At 64.6% G+C, this 16,298-nt stretch carries 14 protein-coding genes; 6 read left to right on the plus strand and 8 right to left on the minus strand.

Annotated features, from left to right (window positions below; translation table 11 throughout):
• Positions 1–351: 351 nt before the first annotated feature.
• The 5 genes from ACOZJV_RS13960 (at position 352) to ACOZJV_RS13980 (ending at position 6,919) form a co-directional block, all read left to right on the plus strand.
• Positions 352–981, plus strand: a complete 630-nt coding sequence (locus ACOZJV_RS13960; RefSeq protein WP_078473130.1) for a cysteine dioxygenase — start codon at positions 352–354, stop codon at positions 979–981.
• Positions 978–2,561, plus strand: coding sequence for a rhodanese-related sulfurtransferase (locus ACOZJV_RS13965; protein WP_421547884.1), 1,584 nt, complete (start codon positions 978–980; stop codon positions 2,559–2,561). The genes ACOZJV_RS13960 and ACOZJV_RS13965 overlap by 4 nt, the downstream gene beginning before the upstream one ends.
• 175 nt (positions 2,562–2,736) lie before the next feature.
• Positions 2,737–3,273, plus strand: coding sequence for an RNA polymerase sigma factor (locus ACOZJV_RS13970; RefSeq protein ID WP_078473128.1), 537 nt, complete (start codon positions 2,737–2,739; stop codon positions 3,271–3,273).
• Positions 3,270–4,235, plus strand: a complete 966-nt coding sequence (locus tag ACOZJV_RS13975) for a FecR family protein (protein WP_078473127.1) — start codon at positions 3,270–3,272, stop codon at positions 4,233–4,235. The genes ACOZJV_RS13970 and ACOZJV_RS13975 overlap by 4 nt, the downstream gene beginning before the upstream one ends.
• Positions 4,236–4,354: 119 nt before the next feature.
• On the plus strand, positions 4,355–6,919 hold the full coding sequence (locus ACOZJV_RS13980) for a TonB-dependent hemoglobin/transferrin/lactoferrin family receptor (RefSeq protein ID WP_421547885.1): 2,565 nt from the start codon (positions 4,355–4,357) through the stop codon (positions 6,917–6,919).
• A gap of 132 nt (positions 6,920–7,051) precedes the next feature.
• Here the strand turns inward: ACOZJV_RS13980 and ACOZJV_RS13985 are convergent, their stop codons facing one another.
• The 8 genes from ACOZJV_RS13985 to ACOZJV_RS14020 form a co-directional block, all read right to left on the minus strand.
• On the minus strand, positions 7,052–8,263 hold the full coding sequence (locus tag ACOZJV_RS13985) for an ABC transporter substrate-binding protein (protein WP_201129808.1): 1,212 nt from the start codon (positions 8,261–8,263) through the stop codon (positions 7,052–7,054).
• Complete coding sequence (locus ACOZJV_RS13990; RefSeq protein WP_421547886.1) at positions 8,263–9,267, minus strand: CobW family GTP-binding protein; 1,005 nt, start codon at positions 9,265–9,267, stop codon at positions 8,263–8,265. Before ACOZJV_RS13990 ends, ACOZJV_RS13985 begins: the two co-directional genes overlap by 1 nt.
• Entirely contained in the window at positions 9,264–9,563 is a 300-nt protein-coding gene (locus ACOZJV_RS13995) for a hypothetical protein (RefSeq protein ID WP_020297472.1), read from the minus strand. Before ACOZJV_RS13995 ends, ACOZJV_RS13990 begins: the two co-directional genes overlap by 4 nt.
• Before the next feature lie 13 nt (positions 9,564–9,576).
• Complete coding sequence (locus ACOZJV_RS14000) at positions 9,577–10,326, minus strand: SDR family NAD(P)-dependent oxidoreductase (protein ID WP_421547887.1); 750 nt, start codon at positions 10,324–10,326, stop codon at positions 9,577–9,579.
• A gap of 151 nt (positions 10,327–10,477) precedes the next feature.
• Entirely contained in the window at positions 10,478–11,239 is a 762-nt protein-coding gene (locus ACOZJV_RS14005) for an SDR family NAD(P)-dependent oxidoreductase (RefSeq protein WP_421547888.1), read from the minus strand.
• 14 nt (positions 11,240–11,253) lie between these two features.
• Positions 11,254–12,594 (minus strand): MFS transporter, encoded by a 1,341-nt coding sequence (locus tag ACOZJV_RS14010; RefSeq protein ID WP_201129802.1) that lies wholly within the window; start codon positions 12,592–12,594, stop codon positions 11,254–11,256.
• A gap of 28 nt (positions 12,595–12,622) precedes the next feature.
• On the minus strand, positions 12,623–13,504 hold the full coding sequence (locus ACOZJV_RS14015; RefSeq protein ID WP_078473120.1) for a polysaccharide deacetylase family protein: 882 nt from the start codon (positions 13,502–13,504) through the stop codon (positions 12,623–12,625).
• Positions 13,505–13,551: 47 nt separating this feature from the next.
• Positions 13,552–14,913, minus strand: a complete 1,362-nt coding sequence (locus tag ACOZJV_RS14020; RefSeq protein WP_421547889.1) for an amidase — start codon at positions 14,911–14,913, stop codon at positions 13,552–13,554.
• A gap of 368 nt (positions 14,914–15,281) precedes the next feature.
• Here ACOZJV_RS14020 and ACOZJV_RS14025 point away from each other — a divergent pair, with 368 nt between their 5' ends.
• Entirely contained in the window at positions 15,282–16,283 is a 1,002-nt protein-coding gene (locus tag ACOZJV_RS14025; protein WP_078473118.1) for a GntR family transcriptional regulator, read from the plus strand.
• Positions 16,284–16,298 lie beyond the last annotated feature (15 nt).

Here is a 16,298-nt window from a genome sequence, read left to right on the forward strand (position 1 = left end):
AATGGGGGGCTTGCGCGGGCATCTCGACTTCCCTTTTTCGACGCGTTGAGCCCCATGCTAACTACATAAAAAACCCTCGTGAAATTCGTTTTGGTTCTAACTTAATATACAAAAAATGCATTTATCCTAATTTTAGATATGCAATAAGCGGATGAATCAACCGACGCTTGCGGGCCATGAGCCGGCGTTGCGCGGCACGGCGCCCTGGGGTTCCGGCAGAACCTTGAAAATCATCTATATTCATTCTTTTTTAGCATAATAAATCACTGGAAAAATACCCAAAAAGAATAATACCTTCTAGCGCACAGCGGTCGTTCGCCTCGAACTTTCCAGCTTCCACGGAGGGAGCCCATGCCCCACAACGCATTAACCGCCCAACCCGCCCCGGCCAACCTGGGACGCCTGCGGCTGTTCGTCCAGCAACTGGCGCAACTGCTTGAACAGCAGCCTCCCGAGGCACAGATCCTGGACCACGGCGCACGCCTGCTGCGCGAGCTGGTCAGCCATGACGATTGGCTGCCCGAGGCCTTCGCCCAGCCGGACCCCGAGCGCTACCAGCAGTTCCTGTTGCATGCCGATGCGCTGCAGCGTTTTTCCATCGTCAGTTTTGTCTGGGGCCCGGGGCAGCGCACGCCGATTCACGATCACCGAGTCTGGGGGCTGATCGGCATGCTGCGCGGTGCCGAGTACTCCCAGGGCTTCGCGCGCCAGGCCGATGGCCGCCTGCAAGCGGCGGGCGAAGCACTGCGCCTGGAACCCGGGCAGGTGGAAGCGGTGTCGCCGCAGATCGGCGATATCCATCAGGTGGCCAATGCCTATGCCGACCAGGTGTCCATCAGCATCCACGTCTACGGGGCCAATATCGGCGCGGTCAAACGGGCGGTGTATGGCCTGGACGGCACTGAAAAACCCTTTATCTCCGGCTACTCCAACAGCCTTTTGCCAAACTTCTGGGACCTGTCGAAGGAGCCCCCGCAATGACCGATTTCCCCACCCGCAGCCACGCCCAGATCCGCCAGGCCCTGCTCGACCGCCAGGAACTGGCGCTGCTCGACGTCCGTGAAGAAGCCCCCTTCGCCGAAGCCCACCCGTTGTTCGCGGCCAATATCCCGCTGTCGAAACTGGAGCTGGAGGTGTACGCGCGCATCCCGCGCAGCAACACGCCGATCACCGTCTACGACCAGGGTGAAGGGCTGGCGCAGCTGGCCGCGCAACGCCTGCGAGCCCTGGGTTACCACGATGTGGCGCTGCTCGAGGGCGGCCTCGACGGCTGGCACGCGGCGGGCGGCGAGCTGTTCAAGGACGTCAATGTGCCGAGCAAATCCTTCGGCGAACTGGTGGATGCGCAGCGCCACACGCCGTCGCTGGCGGCCGAGGAAGTCCAGGCCCTGCTCGACGCCAAGGCCGACCTGGTGGTGCTCGATGCACGGCGTTTCGACGAGTACCAGACCATGAGCATCCCCGGCAGCACCAGCGTCCCCGGTGCCGAATTGCTGCTGCGGGTGCGCGAACTGGCGCCCGACCCGCAGACCCAAGTCATCGTCAATTGCGCAGGGCGTACCCGCAGCATCATCGGCACCCAATCCCTGGTCAACGGCGGCATCCCCAACCCGGTGGCGGCCCTGCGCAACGGCACCATCGGCTGGACCCTGGCCGGGCAGCGCCTGGAACACGGGCAGCAGCGCCGCTTCAAGGCCGCCACCCCGGGCAACCAGGCCCTGGCGCAACAGTCGGCACGGGCCGTGGCCGACCAGGCCGAGGTGGCGCGCATCGACCGTACCCAGTTGCACCAGTGGCAAGCCGACGGCCAGCGCACCACCTACCTGTTCGATGTACGCACCCCGGAGGAGTTTGCCGATGGCCATTTACCCGGCGCCCGCTCCACCCCTGGCGGCCAGCTGGTACAGGAGACCGACCACGTCGCCAGCGTGCGCGGCGCGCGGCTGGTGCTGGTGGATGACGACGGCGTGCGCGCCAACATGAGCGCTTCGTGGCTGGCGCAAATGGGTTGGCAGGTGGCGGTGCTTGATGGCCTGCAAGCGGCCGACTTCAGTGAAACCGGAACCTGGCAGGCCCCCTTGCCCGCCGTGCCCGTGGCCGAGGAAATCAGCCCGCAGACCCTGGCCCAGTGGCTGGAAACGCCCGGGACCCTGGTGCTCGACTTCACCGCCAGCGCCAACTACGTGCAGCGCCACATTCCCGGGGCCTGGTGGGCCCTGCGCAGCCAACTGGCCGAGTCCCTGGCCGGCATCGATGCACCGCAGCGCTTTGTCCTGACCTGCGGCAGCAGCCTGCTGGCGCGCTTTGTGGTGCCCGAACTGCAAGCCCTGACCCGGCGTCCGGTATTTGTGCTCAAGGGCGGCACCACGGCCTGGATCGCCGCCGGCCTGCCCGTGGAAGAAAGCCGCCAGCATCTGGCCGCGCCACGCATCGACCGCTATCGCCGGCCCTACGAGGGCACCGACAACCCACGCGAAGCCATGCAGGGTTACCTGGATTGGGAATACGGACTGGTGGCGCAATTGGGGCGTGATGCGACCCATGGCTTTTTTGTGATCTGAGACAAACGCTGTGTCCAGCCGGTCGCTTGACCGGCTGTTCAGCGCTCCTCCCCGAGCCGCCTGCCCATGGCTCGATGCCCTCATGACGGGCAGCCCTGATAAAAAATGACAAATAATAATAGTTCTCGATATCATTCGCGACTTTCGCGTCCTTGCGTTGTCCAGAAGGGTATCCATGTCTCGTCTCAAGCCCGACCCTATGTCGGCTGACACCGTTCGCGGGTTTTATGCGGACATCCTGCATTTCCTGCGCAAGCGCACGGACAACGCCAGCGACGCGGCGGACATGACCCAGGACGTGTTCACCCAATGGCTGGACTACCGCGACCAGGCCAAAGTCGAACAACCCCGTGCCTTCCTGTTTCAGATGGCACGCAACCTGCTGCGCGATCACTGGCGACGCCAGCAGGTTCGCCATGGCGTGCACGGCGAAATCGGCAGCGACAGCGAGCCGCTGGCCGATGAACACAACGAGCCACTGCCCGCCGCCCAACGCCTGCAGAGACTGGAACAGTTGAAAGACGTCCTGGCAGAACTCTCGCCGCGCCGGCGAGAAGCCCTTATGCTGCACCGCTTCGAAGGCCTGAGTCAGGCGCAGATCGCCGAGCGCATGGGGATTTCATTGAGCATGGTGGAAAAACACATCGCCTCTGCCCTGTTGCACTGCAAGCAGCGCCTTCAACAAGCACACGGCAAGGAGCAGCCCGAATGACCCGCCTTCCCGGCACACACAGTGACATCGACAGCGACAGCATCGATGCCCAGGCCGCCAGTTGGTTTGCACGCAACCGCAACGACCCCGACCGCGACACCCGTCGCAGCTTCGAAGCCTGGGTTGCGCAGCCGTTGCATGCGCGGGCCTATGCCGAATTCGAGCAACTGTGGGCCGACCTTGCCGAGCTCCAGCAACTCAACCGCCCAGTGCCGTTGCCGGTGCGCAAGACGCCGCTCTGGCGCCCGGCGCTGGCCGTGGCTGCGGCCCTGGTGTGCGCGGTACTGGCGCTGAACCTGGGCACGCCGCAGTCGGCGTACACCCAGGAGGTCGCGGCCCAGGCCAAGGGCAGTCGCACCCTGAACCTGCCCGATGGCAGCACCTTGTACGTCAACGCCAACACCCGCTTGCGCATCGATTTCAGCGCCCACCAACGGGAAATCTACCTCGACCAGGGCCAGTTGTATGTGGAGGTCGCTCCCGACAAGGAACGCCCGTTGTGGGTGCACGCCGGCGAGGCCAAGGTGCGCGTGGTCGGCACCGCCTTCGATGTGCGACGTGGCCAGCGGCAGTTGGTGGTCAGCGTCGCCCACGGCCAGGTGGCGTTCACACCGGACGGCAACCCGGCCGACAACACCCTGCTCGGCGCCCGGCAACAGGCCATCTATGACCTGGCCAAGGGCACCTTGCAACGCCAGACCCTGGCCAGCGATGACGTGGCCGACTGGCGCAACGGACGCCTGGCGTTTCGCAACCGCGAGCTGATCGGCCTGGTGGACGAACTCAACCTCTACCGCCGCCAACCGGTGCAATTGGCAGACGGCGCCCTGGGCGCATTCAAGGTGTCGGGCAACCTCGACATCAACGATCCGGACGCCTTGATCAAGGCCCTGCCAGCGCTGATACCGGTACGCACCGTGGCCCTGGCCGATGGCAAGATCCGCATCGAAGCCCGTCCCTGAAACTCATATGCGAATATTTTGCATTCGCATATGAGGTTTTTTTCCAGCGCCGCGTCTTCTTCCCGTCTGCGCCGTCATTGCGGTGCTTTTGGCCTTTGTTGCCATACCGGGGGGAAGTCATGTTTCGCGTGCATCAGCATCTTCAGTTCGTTTGTTCCCGTCCAACTCTGCTGGCGGTCTGCATGGCGTTCAGCCTCCAGGCCCAGGCCGAGTCGATCCATTTCCAGCTGCCGGCACAGGCACTGGCCAGCTCGCTGAGCCAGATCGCGCAACAGGCGAAGATCCAGTTGCTGTTCGACGAAGAGCTGCTGCGCAACATCAAGGCCCCAGCCCTCAACGGCGACTACAGCCCCGAGGCGGCGATTGGCGCGCTGCTCAAGAACAGTACCTTCAGCCTGGTCAAGGTCGACAACACCTACGTCGTGCGCCCCGCTGAAAACGACAGCAGCACCAGCGGTTCGGCGTTGCAGTTGGGGGCCATGAGCGTGATCGGCAATGGCCAGGAAGTGGATGCGGCCACCGTCGGCCGCTCGACCCTGAACCAGGAAGAAATGGACCGCCATCTGGCCAACAACATCCCGAGCCTGATCAACACCCTGCCCGGCGTGACTCTCGGCGGCTCGCTCAAGCCCGGCGGCCAGACCGTCAACATCTGGGGCCTGGGGGATGCCGAAGACGTCCCGATGAGCGTCGACGGTGCGACCAAGAGCGGCTTCGAGCGTTATCAGCAGGGTTCGATCTTCATCGAGCCGGAAATGATCAAGCGCGTCGAAGTGGAAAAAGGCCCGCACTCGCCCCAGACCGGCAACGGCGGCTTTGGCGGCACCATCCGCATGGAAACCAAGGACGCTCCGGACCTGTTGCAGGAAGGCCGCGATGTCGGGGCCATGGTCAAGTACGGCTACAGCAGCAACAGCCATGAACAGGCCTACACCTCGGCTGTGTATGGCCGCACCGAGGACCGTCGGTTCGACGTGCTGGCCTACTGGACCAAGCGCGACGGCGACGACATGAAAATGGCCAGCGCCCAGCCCGACCCGCGCAACGTCTATCCGGTCAACCCCAAGCGCCTGCCCAACACCGCCCAGGACCTGGAGGGCGAGCTGTACAAACTCAATATGCAGCTGACCGACGAGCACCGCCTGGGCTTTACCTACATGCGCTCCGACAGCGATATCTTCGCGCCGTTTTCGGCCAAGAGTTACCCGTCGCCGCCAAGCCAGTCCGACATCAATCGCTTCGGTTATGACGGTGCCACCAAGCGTTACCTGGCCCAGCGCAACACGGTCGATACCACCTGGCAGACCAAGTACGAATACACCCCGCTGGACAACCCGTGGATCGACCTGGAGCTCAAGTATTCCAACTCCAAGACCGAGCAGACCGACGAGCGCGGCCCGACCGCCTTCTATCAGCCGACCTCGGGCGGACGCAAGATCACCGTGGGTTATGAAGACAAGATCCTCGAGCTGAAGAACGTCAGCCGCTTCGAAACCGGCCCGCTGCAACATGCATTGACCAACGGCGTGCAGATCCGCAAGCACACCCGCGAAGTCGACATGTGGATGCCCGGCAAAACCTACGAGGTGGCCCAGTACAACTACGGCCATTACCAGCCGGGCTTCATGCCCCATGGCAAGGTCGACAACAACGCCTTCTACATCCAGGACGCGGTGAGCCTGGGCAACTTCACCCTGACCCCGTCCCTGCGCTACGACTATGTGCGCAACCGCGGCGAGAAAAACGACGCGCCGCTGTACAACAGCCCAGATCCCAAGGCCGGTCACGACTACAGCGACAAGACCTACACCGGCTGGTCGCCGCGCCTGTCGGCCTTCTGGACGGTGACCCCGGAGGTTGCCCTGTTCGCCGACTACAGCAAGACCTGGCGCGCGCCGGTGATCGACGAACAGTATGAAGTCCAGTCCCCAAGCTCGACCCGCTCGGCCACCAGCCGCAACCTCGACCCGGAGCGGATCACCGCCCTGCGTGCAGGTAACGTCACCAGCTTCTCGAAGATCCTCACCGACTCCGATGCGGCGCAAATCCGCACCACGCTTTATCACAACACCATCAAAGACGAGATCATGAAAAACCTCGGGATCGGTTGCCCGGAGCAATTGATCAACGGCCAGAGCATCAGCCAGGTGTGCAGCGGCTCGCCGATCTCGGTGTACCGCAACATCGGCGACCTGACCATCAAGGGCATTGATATCGAAAGCTTCTACGACTCGACCTATGTGTTCGGTTCGCTGTCGTATTCCTGGATCACCGGCAAGCACGAGGGCGCCTACACCAACCCGTGGGGGCCGAATGTCTGGGCGCGGGATATTCCGCCGAGCAAATGGGTGGCGACCCTGGGCTTTAAAATCCCGCAGTGGGATGCGCAAGTGGGCTGGCAGGGGATGTGGATGCGCCAGACCGACCGCGTGCCGAGCGACAAGTACGCCAAGGGCCCGGCCAGTGTCCTGGGCGACAGCAGCTGGGACCAGTACGAGAATGATCGCTTCAACGTGCAGGGCCTGTTCGCCAGCTGGAAACCGCAGCAGGCGTACCTCAAGGGCACCGAGGTCAACTTCACCCTGGATAACATGTTCAACCGCGACTACCGCCCGCCGCTAAGCGGCGAAAACGCCACCAGCCTGGGCCGCAACGCCAAGGTCAGCGTGACAAGGTTCTTCTGAACCGCTGTAGCCATCACGGACGCCGTGGCGTTTCAGGAAACCAACGGCGTCTTCAAGGGCCAACGTCCGAACGTGGCCCGAGCCTTCGGCAGCGGCTACAGATGCGGGTGCGCGGGGTTTAGGGAAAGAGGGTCAACCCTTCCCGCGACCTGCGCTTTTGCTCCCGGCGCGCAGGAAATCGCCCCAGCGGCGCACCAGATAATTGTGCTCATCCATCACCGAATTCCACACCGCGATATGCCCCATGCGCTGCTCGTAGGAGCCGCCGTCGCGGGTCTCGCCGATTTCGATCAAGGGCTCGCCATCGCTGCCCGGCAACTGCTCGCGGGCCGGCTTGCCGGCGTACCAGTAATCCCATTCGGCACTGCTCAGGTGGTCGCGGCTGCGAGCCGGGTTGCCGATGTAATAACCCTGGCGCGCCATTACCGCGCCGGGCCAGCCCGACAACCACCAATTGAGGTAGGCGTAGGCCGCATCCAACACCGGACCCTGGGCATGGCGCGACAACGACAACCCGCCAAACCACGCGCGGTACCCTTCGCGCGGCACCGCCAGGCGGTATTTGACCCCGGCCCGATGCAGGCGCATCAGGGTCGGTGACCACAGGCTCTGGATATCGATGCACGGGCTGAGCATCAATTGCGCGGCTTCTTCATCGTCCGACCAGAACGCCGCAAAATGCCCCTCGCGCTGCTTGCGCACAAGGATCTGCGCCAGGCTGTCGATCTCCTCGATGCTCAGGTTGCCGATGTCCTTGAACGACGCCAACCCACTGCCCTGAATCGCCAGGGCCGCGTCCAGCGCACCAATCGCCGCGTCGCTTTGCAGGGCGATTCGCCCGCTCCAGGCCGGGTCGAGCAACCAGCCCCAGCTCTCATTGGCGCAACTCAAACCGGCCGGCAAGCGCTCCGGGCGGTAGGCAAAACTGTCGGCATTGTGGGTCAGCGGCAACATGCTGATGCGCTCGCTGACCGCACTGCCGAGGCTGCCGTCGTGCTGCACGAACAGCCGCTCGCTGGGCACGCTGCCACTGCCCAGGCGATCGCTGGCCGACAGCCGTCCGCGCTTGGGCAGATCGTTGATTTCATGCCACAGGGCAATGCGCCGGGTATCGATCGGCTGGATCGCCCGCGCCGGCCAGACAAAGTCGACGTTGTGAAACCACTGGTCATAGAGGTCGTAGCTGTCGGGCTGCATCACCGCGATGCGCTGCGCCTGCTCGACGTCGTGCACCTGGTACACCAGACGGATGCCCAGGTCCTGCTCGGCGCGGACCCGCAGCGATTCCAGCAAGGTCACCGAGGTGCCCAGGACCCGTAACGTGATCGGTTGCGTGCCACTCATCAGGCAGGCTCCCCGGGGGCCGGGGCAAAACTGCGGGCAAACACCTCGAAGGAACGGCGCAGCTGGGCCGGGTCCAGCCCACGCAGAATAAACACCAGCCGCGAATGCCGATCGCTGCCGGGCCAACGGGCAAGGTGCACGGGAGCGTGCAGGCAATGCTGCACACCATGGATGACGATAGGGGCTTGGCTGGCGTTCACGTTGAGCAATCCTTTGACGCGCAGAATACGTTCGCCGTGGCATCTTAGCAGCATCGACAGCCAGACCCCGAAGCCGACCCAATCCAGGGGCTGCTCGAACTCCAGGCAGCACACCTGCGCCGCGCCATGCTGCGCAGTTACAGGCTGCGCGCGTTGCAACTGCCAGCGCGCGACCTCGACTTCAGGCTGTGCGCTGCGCACGCCCTCGCCCAGCAACAGTTGCTCGCCGCTGTGCACGGCATGGCTGTCGAGCATCGGTGCGCCGGGGTTCAGTACCTGCAACCGCTCGCGCAACCGCGCCACCAACGCGGGTTCGGTGCAGTCGGTCTTGCTCAGCAGCAGACGATCGGCTGCTGCCACCTGGGCCAGCCATTCCGGGTGAATCCGTTCTTGCAACTGGGCATGACTGGCGTCCACCAGGGTCACCACCAGGCCGATATGAAAGCGCCCGCGCAGCTGCGGGTCGTTGTTCAAGGTGGCGAGGATCGGCGCCGGATCGGCCAGGCCGGTGGTCTCCAGAATCACCCGGCGAAAGGCCGGGATCTCGCCGCGATTGCGGCGCGCCAGGAGGCCGAGCAACGCGTCCTTGAGCTCGCCGCGAATCGAGCAGCAGATGCAGCCGCTGGGCAGCAGCACGGTGTCGGGCGCGACCTCCTCCACCAGCAGATGGTCGATGCCGACGTCGCCGAATTCGTTGATCAGCAGCGCCGTGTCGCCCAGGCTTTCGCCCTGCAACAGGCGGTTGAGCAAGGTGGTCTTGCCGCTGCCGAGAAAGCCGGTGATCACGTTCAGGGCGATGCTCATCGGCCGTGCTCCAGGTGCTGTAACAGGCCGGGATCCAAGGGATCCAGCGGGCGGCCGAGCATGGCTTCGGCCTGGCCCCAGAGCTGCTCCAGGCCGCTGGCCAGTTCCTGGCGTCCGGTGGCGCCGAGCAGCAGGTAGGCCGAGCCCTGGAAGTCCTCGACCTTGAGCCGCCAGGGCGCCAGTACCCGGTTGATCGCGGCGATCCGCCGCAAGCGTTCGCGGCGCCGGGGCAGTTCACCGCCCAGGGGGTCGCTCCAGTGCACGTCCTCGCCCAACAAACCGCACAAACCACACATGTTCAGGCCTCCTTCAGGGCATGACGTCGCCGGAGTTCGGGCCCAGGGTCTGGCCGACAAACAGGTTGCCCCCCGGCTCGCTGGCCAGCAGCACCGCGACCGGCGCCACTTCATCGGCCAGGCCGAAACGCCCAAGGGGCAGCTCGGCGGCCTTGGCGGCTTTCCAGGCGCTGCTGATGCCGGCCACCAGCGGTGTCTCGATCGGCCCCGGGGCAATGGCGTTGACCAGCACATTGTCCTTGGCCACTTCCAGGGCCAGGGACTTGGTAAAGCCGATCACCCCGGCCTTGGCCGCGGCGTAGTGAGTCAGCTCGGCGCCGCCCTTGATCCCCAGTTGCGAGGCGACGTTGATGATCCGCCCCCAACCTTGCGCCAGCATATGCGGCAAGGCGCGTTGGCTGGCGACGAAGACGCTGGTGAGGTCGACCCGCAGCATGTCGTTCCACATCTCGATGCTGAGGTCGACGCAGCGGGCCTGGGTCAGCATGCCGGCGTTGTTCACCAGGATATCGATGCCGCCAAACTGCGCGACACAGGCATCGACCCCGGCCTGGGCGCCTTCGACGCTGCCGACATCGGCCACGCATTCGAACACCTGCGCCCCCAGGTCGCGGCAGGCCCGGGCGCTTTCGGCCAGGCGGGCGGGGTCGCGATCAGCCAGCACCAACCGCGCACCGGCCACCGCATAAGCCCGGGCGATGGCCGCCCCGATACCACTGCCGGCCCCGGTGATCACGGCGCGGCGATTGGACAGTTGAGACATGGGAAACTCCTGTAGCAAAAATTCTGTGACCGCTGCCGCGAGGCTGAGCGGGCCTGAAAAAACACCCCTTATTTAACCGACACTCCTATGGCGTTCGTTATGGCCAGCGCAGCCTGGTGGCAGCGGCTACAGGTAGATGTCGGGTGGTCGGTCAATCAGGCCAGCGCACGGTCAGGCCGCCGTCGATGATGATGCTTTGCCCGGTCAGGTAGCTGGCTTCGTCACTGGTGAGGAAGCGCACCAGCGACGCCACTTCATCGGCGCGCCCGACCCGCCCCAGGGGGATGGCCTTGGCGGCTTTGGCCAGGCCTTCCGGGCCCAGGGAGTTTTGCCTGTCCAGGGACTGCGGGGTTTCGATCAGCCCCGGGATCACCGCGTTGCAGCGGATGCCGCGCCCTGCCAGTTCCACCGCCAGCGAACGGCACAAGCCCGGCACACCGGCCTTGGCCGCCGCGTAATGAGCGTGGTCCTGCCAGCCATATACGCCGCCGGCAATCGACGAGATCGCCACCAGCGCGCCACCCTCGCCCATGTGCCGTACCGCTGCGCGAAAGGTGCGCATGACCCCGGTCAGGTCGACGTCGAGCATGGCGTTCCAGGCCTGATCGGTCATCTCCAGCAACGGCGCGCGGCGCAGCAGGCCGGCGTTGGCCACCGCGTAATCCAGGCGGCCAAAGGTCTGCACCGCCTGCTCGGCCAACTCGTCCACCGACTGGCTGTCAGTAACATCCAGGGGCAGCATCAGGCACTGGCCGCCGGCCTCCTCAACCAGGTTCCGGGTGATCTGCGGGTCATGGGGATCGGCCGGGAAATACCCGCCGACCACCGCCACCCCACGCTGGGCATACGCCACTGCCAGGGCCTGACCGATGCCGCTGGCGGCACCGGTGATCAATGCGACTTTCTGAGTCATGGGAGTCTTTTTCCTTATTTCACGGTTTCAGGACGCACATGGCGTGCAGCGAACATCAGCGCCCCCGAGAGGAAGCAAGGCAGTGCGCCGAAGTACAGGGCCGAGGTCTGCCAGTCGCCACCGGCCGACAGCACCTGAGTCGCGCCAAAGCCCGCCACCACCGCGCCGATCGGGCCCATGGCGTGAATGATCGCGCCGCCGGTGGCGCGGATGCTGGTGGGGAAGCTTTCACTGATGAAGAACAGCGCCGCCGAGTAAGGGCCGATCAGGAAGAACAGGCCCAGGCTGTACAGCCCGACCACCGTCGGCATGTTGCTCGGGCCGTAGAGCATGCCGGCGAACGACAGGCCGCCGAGCATCCAGCCCAGGCCGATAACGTTGCGCCGGCCGATCTTGTCGCCCATCCAGCCGTGACTCAGGTAGCCGCAGTACCCCACCAGGTTCGACAGCACGAGGATGATCAGCGAGTTCTCGAACGAGAGGTGATGCACGCTGACGATCACCGAAGTGCCGAGCACGCTGAACACCTGGATCGCCGCCCAGTTGAGCAGGATCGCCGCGCCGATCACCAGGGTCGCGCGGCGCGAGGTGCCGCGAAATGCCGCCTTGAGGCCGGCCTTGCTGTGTTCGTCGTAGTCCACGCCGTAGGTGCTGGCCACCGCTTGCGCTTCGCTGACCGCGCCGCTTTTACGCAACTGGGTGATGCGTTGGTGAATCTGGAACTGCGGGCTCTCCTTGAGCTTGCGCGCCATGAGCGCGATGACGATGGCCGGGATCGCGGCGAAGATAAAGCAGCCCTGCCAGCCAATGATCGGCAGCAGCACCGCGGTCAACCCGGCAGCGATCAAGGCCCCGACCGGCCAGCCGCCCTGCACCAGGCTGTAGATAAAGCCCCGGCGCTTGGCCAGCTTCGGGTCATCCGAGGCGGCGTAAAGCTCGCTGAGGTAGGTGGCGTTGACCGTCTCCTCGGCATACCCCAGGCCGCCCAGGGAACGGATCAGGATCAGCGGCGACTTGCCCCAGGCACCGCCGATGGCGGTCAAGGCCGAGCACAGGGCCGAGCCGGCGACGGTGAAGATAATCCCGGTGCGCCGCCCCAGTTTGTCCACCAGCGGGCCGATGGCCAGGGCCACCACCGCGGTGCCGACCGCGACCCAGGTAGCGATCTCGGCCTGCTCGACCTCGCCCCAGCCAAAATGCCGGCCGATTTCCGGGAGCAAGGTGCCAAACAGAATGAAGTCGTACACCGCAAACACCCAGGCGAAAAACGCGATCCAGGTGGCAAAGCGCACTTGGGCCGGGGTCAACTGCTGGGGTTTCCAGCCAGTCAGGTCGAGCTTGTTGTAGATAGACATGGATCGCGCCTCAAGTAAGTTGCTGTGATCAGCGGTTACGGGGGTTACGGCGGATAAAGTCGTCGGCGATCTCGTCGAAGGTGACGAAGCGCACGCCGGCATGGCTCTGGATGTGTTCGATCAGGCGTTCGAGCATCAGCAGCACTTGCGGGCGGCCGGAAACGTCGGGGTGGATGGTCATGGTGAACACCGCGTGTTCGTGCTCGCGGTAGACCCAGTCGAACTGGTCGCGCCACATTTCTTCGAGGTGACGCGGGTTGACGAAGCCGTGGCTGTTGGGCGATTTCTTGATAAACATCATCGGCGGCAGGTCATCGAGGTACCAGTTGGCCGGGATCTCCACCAGCTCGGTTTCCTGGCCGCGCACCAGGGGCTTCATCCAGGTGTCGGGGTGCTGGCTGTAGTCGATCTTGGTCCAGCTGTCGCCGACCCGCACGTAGTACGGATGGAAGTCGTTATGCATCAGGCTGTGGTCGTACTTGATGCCCTTTTTCAGCAGCAGTTCGTTGGTCACCTTGCTGAATTCCCACCAGGGCGCGACGTAGCCGGTGGGGCGTTTGCCGGTGACCTGGGTGATCAGCTCGATGGACTTGTCGAGGACGATTTCTTCCTGCTCGGCGGTCATCGCAATCGGGTTTTCATGGCTGTAGCCGTGCACGCCGATTTCATGGCCGGCGTCCGCCACGGCCTTCATTTGCTCGGGGAAGGTTTCCATCGAGTGCCCGGGAATAAACCAGGTGGTACGCAGGCCGTAGCGCTCGAACAGCTTGAGCAGGCGTGGCGCGCCGATCTCGCCGGCGAACAGGCCACGGGAGATATCGTCCGGGGAATCTTCACCGCCGTAGGAACCGAGCCAGCCGGCCACCGCGTCCACGTCGACACCAAATGCACAGAGAATTTCTTTAGCCATGAGCGGCCTCCAATCGTTGCGTGTTGTTGGAAAGGGCAAAGGGAATTTCAGGAATCGAGCAGCGCTGCCTCCACCGACAACGCAGCGCGCAGCAGGCGCGCGTCCTCGCCCTGGGGCAGGCTGAGCAGCACGCCAGTGGGCAGGCCCTGGGCATCGCAGCCGCTGGGCAGGCTGACGCCGGGCATATCCAGCAGGCTGCCGGGCATGGTCAGGCGCAGGGTGGCGAGGTTGGTCTGGGCAAACAGTGAGTCGTCGGCCTCAAGCGGCGCCAGGGGCGGCGCAACATGGGCCACAGTCGGGGTCAGCAGCAGCGCGCCGTCGAGCTCGGCCTGCAACTGTTGCTGCAACACCCGGCGCGCCTGGTACAGCTTGAGCAACTGGCTGGCCGGCATCGCACGCGCGGCCTCCAGGCGCCGCCGTACGCGGGGGTCGAGGTGCTCGGCTTCGGGGCTGTCGAGCAGGCTCTGATGCAGGGCAAAGGCTTCGGCCGCGCCCAGCCAGCCGTGGTCGGCGATCAGTTGCAGGCTGGCCTGGAACGCCGGCAGCGGGCGCACTTCCAGCAGCGCTCCGGCACTGCGCAGGCGTTCAACCGCCGCCAGCAGATTGGCCCGCACTGCGGGCTCGACGCGGGCATCTTCCAGCACTGTTTGCTCAACCCACACCCGTTGCCCGGCCAGGCTGCGCACCGGTGGCGACTGGCGTGGATCATGGCCGCGCAGCAGTTCATCGAGCAGCCAGGCGTCACGCACGCTGCGGGTCAACGGACCAAGGCTGTCGAGGCTGCGGGCCAGGGGGAAGACCCCATCGCGGCTGTAGCGCCGGCAACTGCTGCGAAACCCAACCAGGCCATTGAACGCCGCCGGGATGCGAATCGAACCGGCAGTGTCGGTGCCCATGGCCAGCGGCACGATTCCGGCCGCCACCGCCACCGCCGAGCCCGACGACGAACCGCCAGGCACCCGCGGCTGGGCATCGCTATGGGGGTTGAGCGGCGTGCCGAAGTGCGGGTTCAGGCCAAGCCCGGAATAGGCGAACTCACTGAGGTTGGTCTTGCCCAGGCTGACCAGGCCGGCGCGGCTGAGCTGAGCCACGCTGTGGGCATCCAGCAGGGCCGGGGCGATTTCGCGGCGCACCGCCGCGGCCGCCGTGGTGCGACTGCCGGCGAGGTCGAACAAATCTTTCCAGGCCAGTGGCACGCCATCCAGGGCGCTCAGGGGTTGCCCATCACGCCAGCGCGCGGCAGCGGCTTCGGCTTCCCGCCGCGCCCGCGCCGGGCTCAAGGCAATAAAGACGTGGGGCGTACGTTCGGCCTGCTGCAGCGCCTGTTCCAGCACCTGCACCGGGTCGTTGCGACGCTGGGCAAACTCGGCGGCCAGCGCAGTGGCGTCCAACAGCGGTGAAGGGGTCATGGCGGGTACTCCAAATCCAGATAAAATGTACTAATTATTAAAATGTACGTTTTATACAGAGCAGGTTCCGTGCCATCTGGAGTTCGCCTTGGGCAGGCAGGGTCTGTCGAATCATGCCGAATGGGGCAACAGGACCGGTGTAGAGAGGATGAATAAGGAGGACGGGATGCCGACGGACGGAAAATCGATTCGGCAAAAGACTCGTTATTGAAATAATGTACCTTTTACTAAAAAGTACATTTTAGTGCAGAAAAGTAACATTCCCCCTCTCCAAGCCCCAGGACGGGGCACAAAAACGTGGCGCGCAGTGACACTGGCCAACTGTGAGAGAATCCCCGGCCATCGCCGCACAGCCCCCAGAGGAACCGATGAAAGCAGCACCCGCCGAGGATCCACGCACCGCATCGCGCTACGCGATGATCCGTCAGGTATTACGTGACGCGATCATCCAGGGAACCGCCTTGCAGGGCCTGGTGTTGCTGGAGGCGCCGCTGGCGGAACTGTTCGGCACCAGCCGCGTGCCGGTGCGCAAGGCCCTGAACCTGCTGCACGACGAAGGCCTGATCAGCCGCTTCGATGGCCGCGGCTACCTGATCAACCCCGAAGGCCTGGCCATCGAGCCATTGCGCCTGCCCTTGAGCCATACCCACCTCGGCCTGGACAGCGGCGAAGAGCTGGTGGACACCCGGCCCCTGGGGGAACGGATCTACGAGGAAATCGGCAGCGCGCTGTCGACCTGCATCGCCTTCGGCCATTACCGCCTCGACGAACAGGCCGCCGCCGAGCACTACGGCGTCAGCCGCGCGGTGGTGCGCGAGGCCTTGATGCGCCTGCGCGATCGCGGGCTGGTGGAAAAGGAACCCTACTCGCAATGGCTGGCCGGGCCGCTGACCGCTCGCGAAGTCACCGAAGACTACGAACTGCGCGCCTGCCTCGAACCCGAAGCCCTGCGCCAGAGCGCCCCGGGGCTGAGCCGCGACGTCTTGGAAGCCATGCTGGAACGCATCACCCAGGCACAACAGGTCGAGCATTGCAGCCTGCAACAACTGGAACGCATCGAAGAAGACCTGCACCAGCACTGCCTCGCCGGCCTGCAGAATCGCAAAATGGCAACCCTGATCCGCCAGGCCCAGAGCCCGATGATCATCAGTCGGATTTTCTACCGCCTGCTGGGCATCGGCGCCGACCCGGCGATGCTCGCCGAACACCGCCTGATCCTCGAACTGCTGCTGCACGGCGCCTTCGACGCCGCCGCCCTCAACCTCAAGGAACACCTGCAACGCGCCCGCCAACGCATGCTGCAACGCCTGAAAGTCCTGTCGGTCGTCCCCGAACAGGAACTGCCGGCCTTTCTCAGCAAAATCAGCTAAGCCCTAGCCCGCCCT

The sequence above is a fragment of the Pseudomonas sp. QD4 genome, assembly GCF_049199125.1.
In the GTDB taxonomy this organism is placed as follows: domain Bacteria; phylum Pseudomonadota; class Gammaproteobacteria; order Pseudomonadales; family Pseudomonadaceae; genus Aquipseudomonas.

What these genes read in the sequence shown, in the direction of transcription:
- ACOZJV_RS13960 (WP_078473130.1), top strand. Translation starts at nt 352, where the DNA reads ATGCCCCACAACGCATTAACCGCCCAACCCGCCCCGGCCAACCTGGGA.
- ACOZJV_RS13970 (WP_078473128.1), top strand. Translation starts at nt 2,737, where the DNA reads ATGTCTCGTCTCAAGCCCGACCCTATGTCGGCTGACACCGTTCGCGGG.
- ACOZJV_RS13980 (WP_421547885.1), top strand. Translation starts at nt 4,355, where the DNA reads ATGTTTCGCGTGCATCAGCATCTTCAGTTCGTTTGTTCCCGTCCAACT.
- ACOZJV_RS14020 (WP_421547889.1), bottom strand. Translation starts at nt 14,913, where the DNA reads ATGACCCCTTCACCGCTGTTGGACGCCACTGCGCTGGCCGCCGAGTTT.
- ACOZJV_RS13985 (WP_201129808.1), bottom strand. Translation starts at nt 8,263, where the DNA reads ATGAGTGGCACGCAACCGATCACGTTACGGGTCCTGGGCACCTCGGTG.
- ACOZJV_RS14010 (WP_201129802.1), bottom strand. Translation starts at nt 12,594, where the DNA reads ATGTCTATCTACAACAAGCTCGACCTGACTGGCTGGAAACCCCAGCAG.
- ACOZJV_RS14025 (WP_078473118.1), top strand. Translation starts at nt 15,282, where the DNA reads ATGAAAGCAGCACCCGCCGAGGATCCACGCACCGCATCGCGCTACGCG.
- ACOZJV_RS13990 (WP_421547886.1), bottom strand. Translation starts at nt 9,267, where the DNA reads ATGAGCATCGCCCTGAACGTGATCACCGGCTTTCTCGGCAGCGGCAAG.
- ACOZJV_RS14005 (WP_421547888.1), bottom strand. Translation starts at nt 11,239, where the DNA reads ATGACTCAGAAAGTCGCATTGATCACCGGTGCCGCCAGCGGCATCGGT.
- ACOZJV_RS14000 (WP_421547887.1), bottom strand. Translation starts at nt 10,326, where the DNA reads ATGTCTCAACTGTCCAATCGCCGCGCCGTGATCACCGGGGCCGGCAGT.
- ACOZJV_RS14015 (WP_078473120.1), bottom strand. Translation starts at nt 13,504, where the DNA reads ATGGCTAAAGAAATTCTCTGTGCATTTGGTGTCGACGTGGACGCGGTG.
- ACOZJV_RS13995 (WP_020297472.1), bottom strand. Translation starts at nt 9,563, where the DNA reads ATGTGTGGTTTGTGCGGTTTGTTGGGCGAGGACGTGCACTGGAGCGAC.
- ACOZJV_RS13975 (WP_078473127.1), top strand. Translation starts at nt 3,270, where the DNA reads ATGACCCGCCTTCCCGGCACACACAGTGACATCGACAGCGACAGCATC.
- ACOZJV_RS13965 (WP_421547884.1), top strand. Translation starts at nt 978, where the DNA reads ATGACCGATTTCCCCACCCGCAGCCACGCCCAGATCCGCCAGGCCCTG.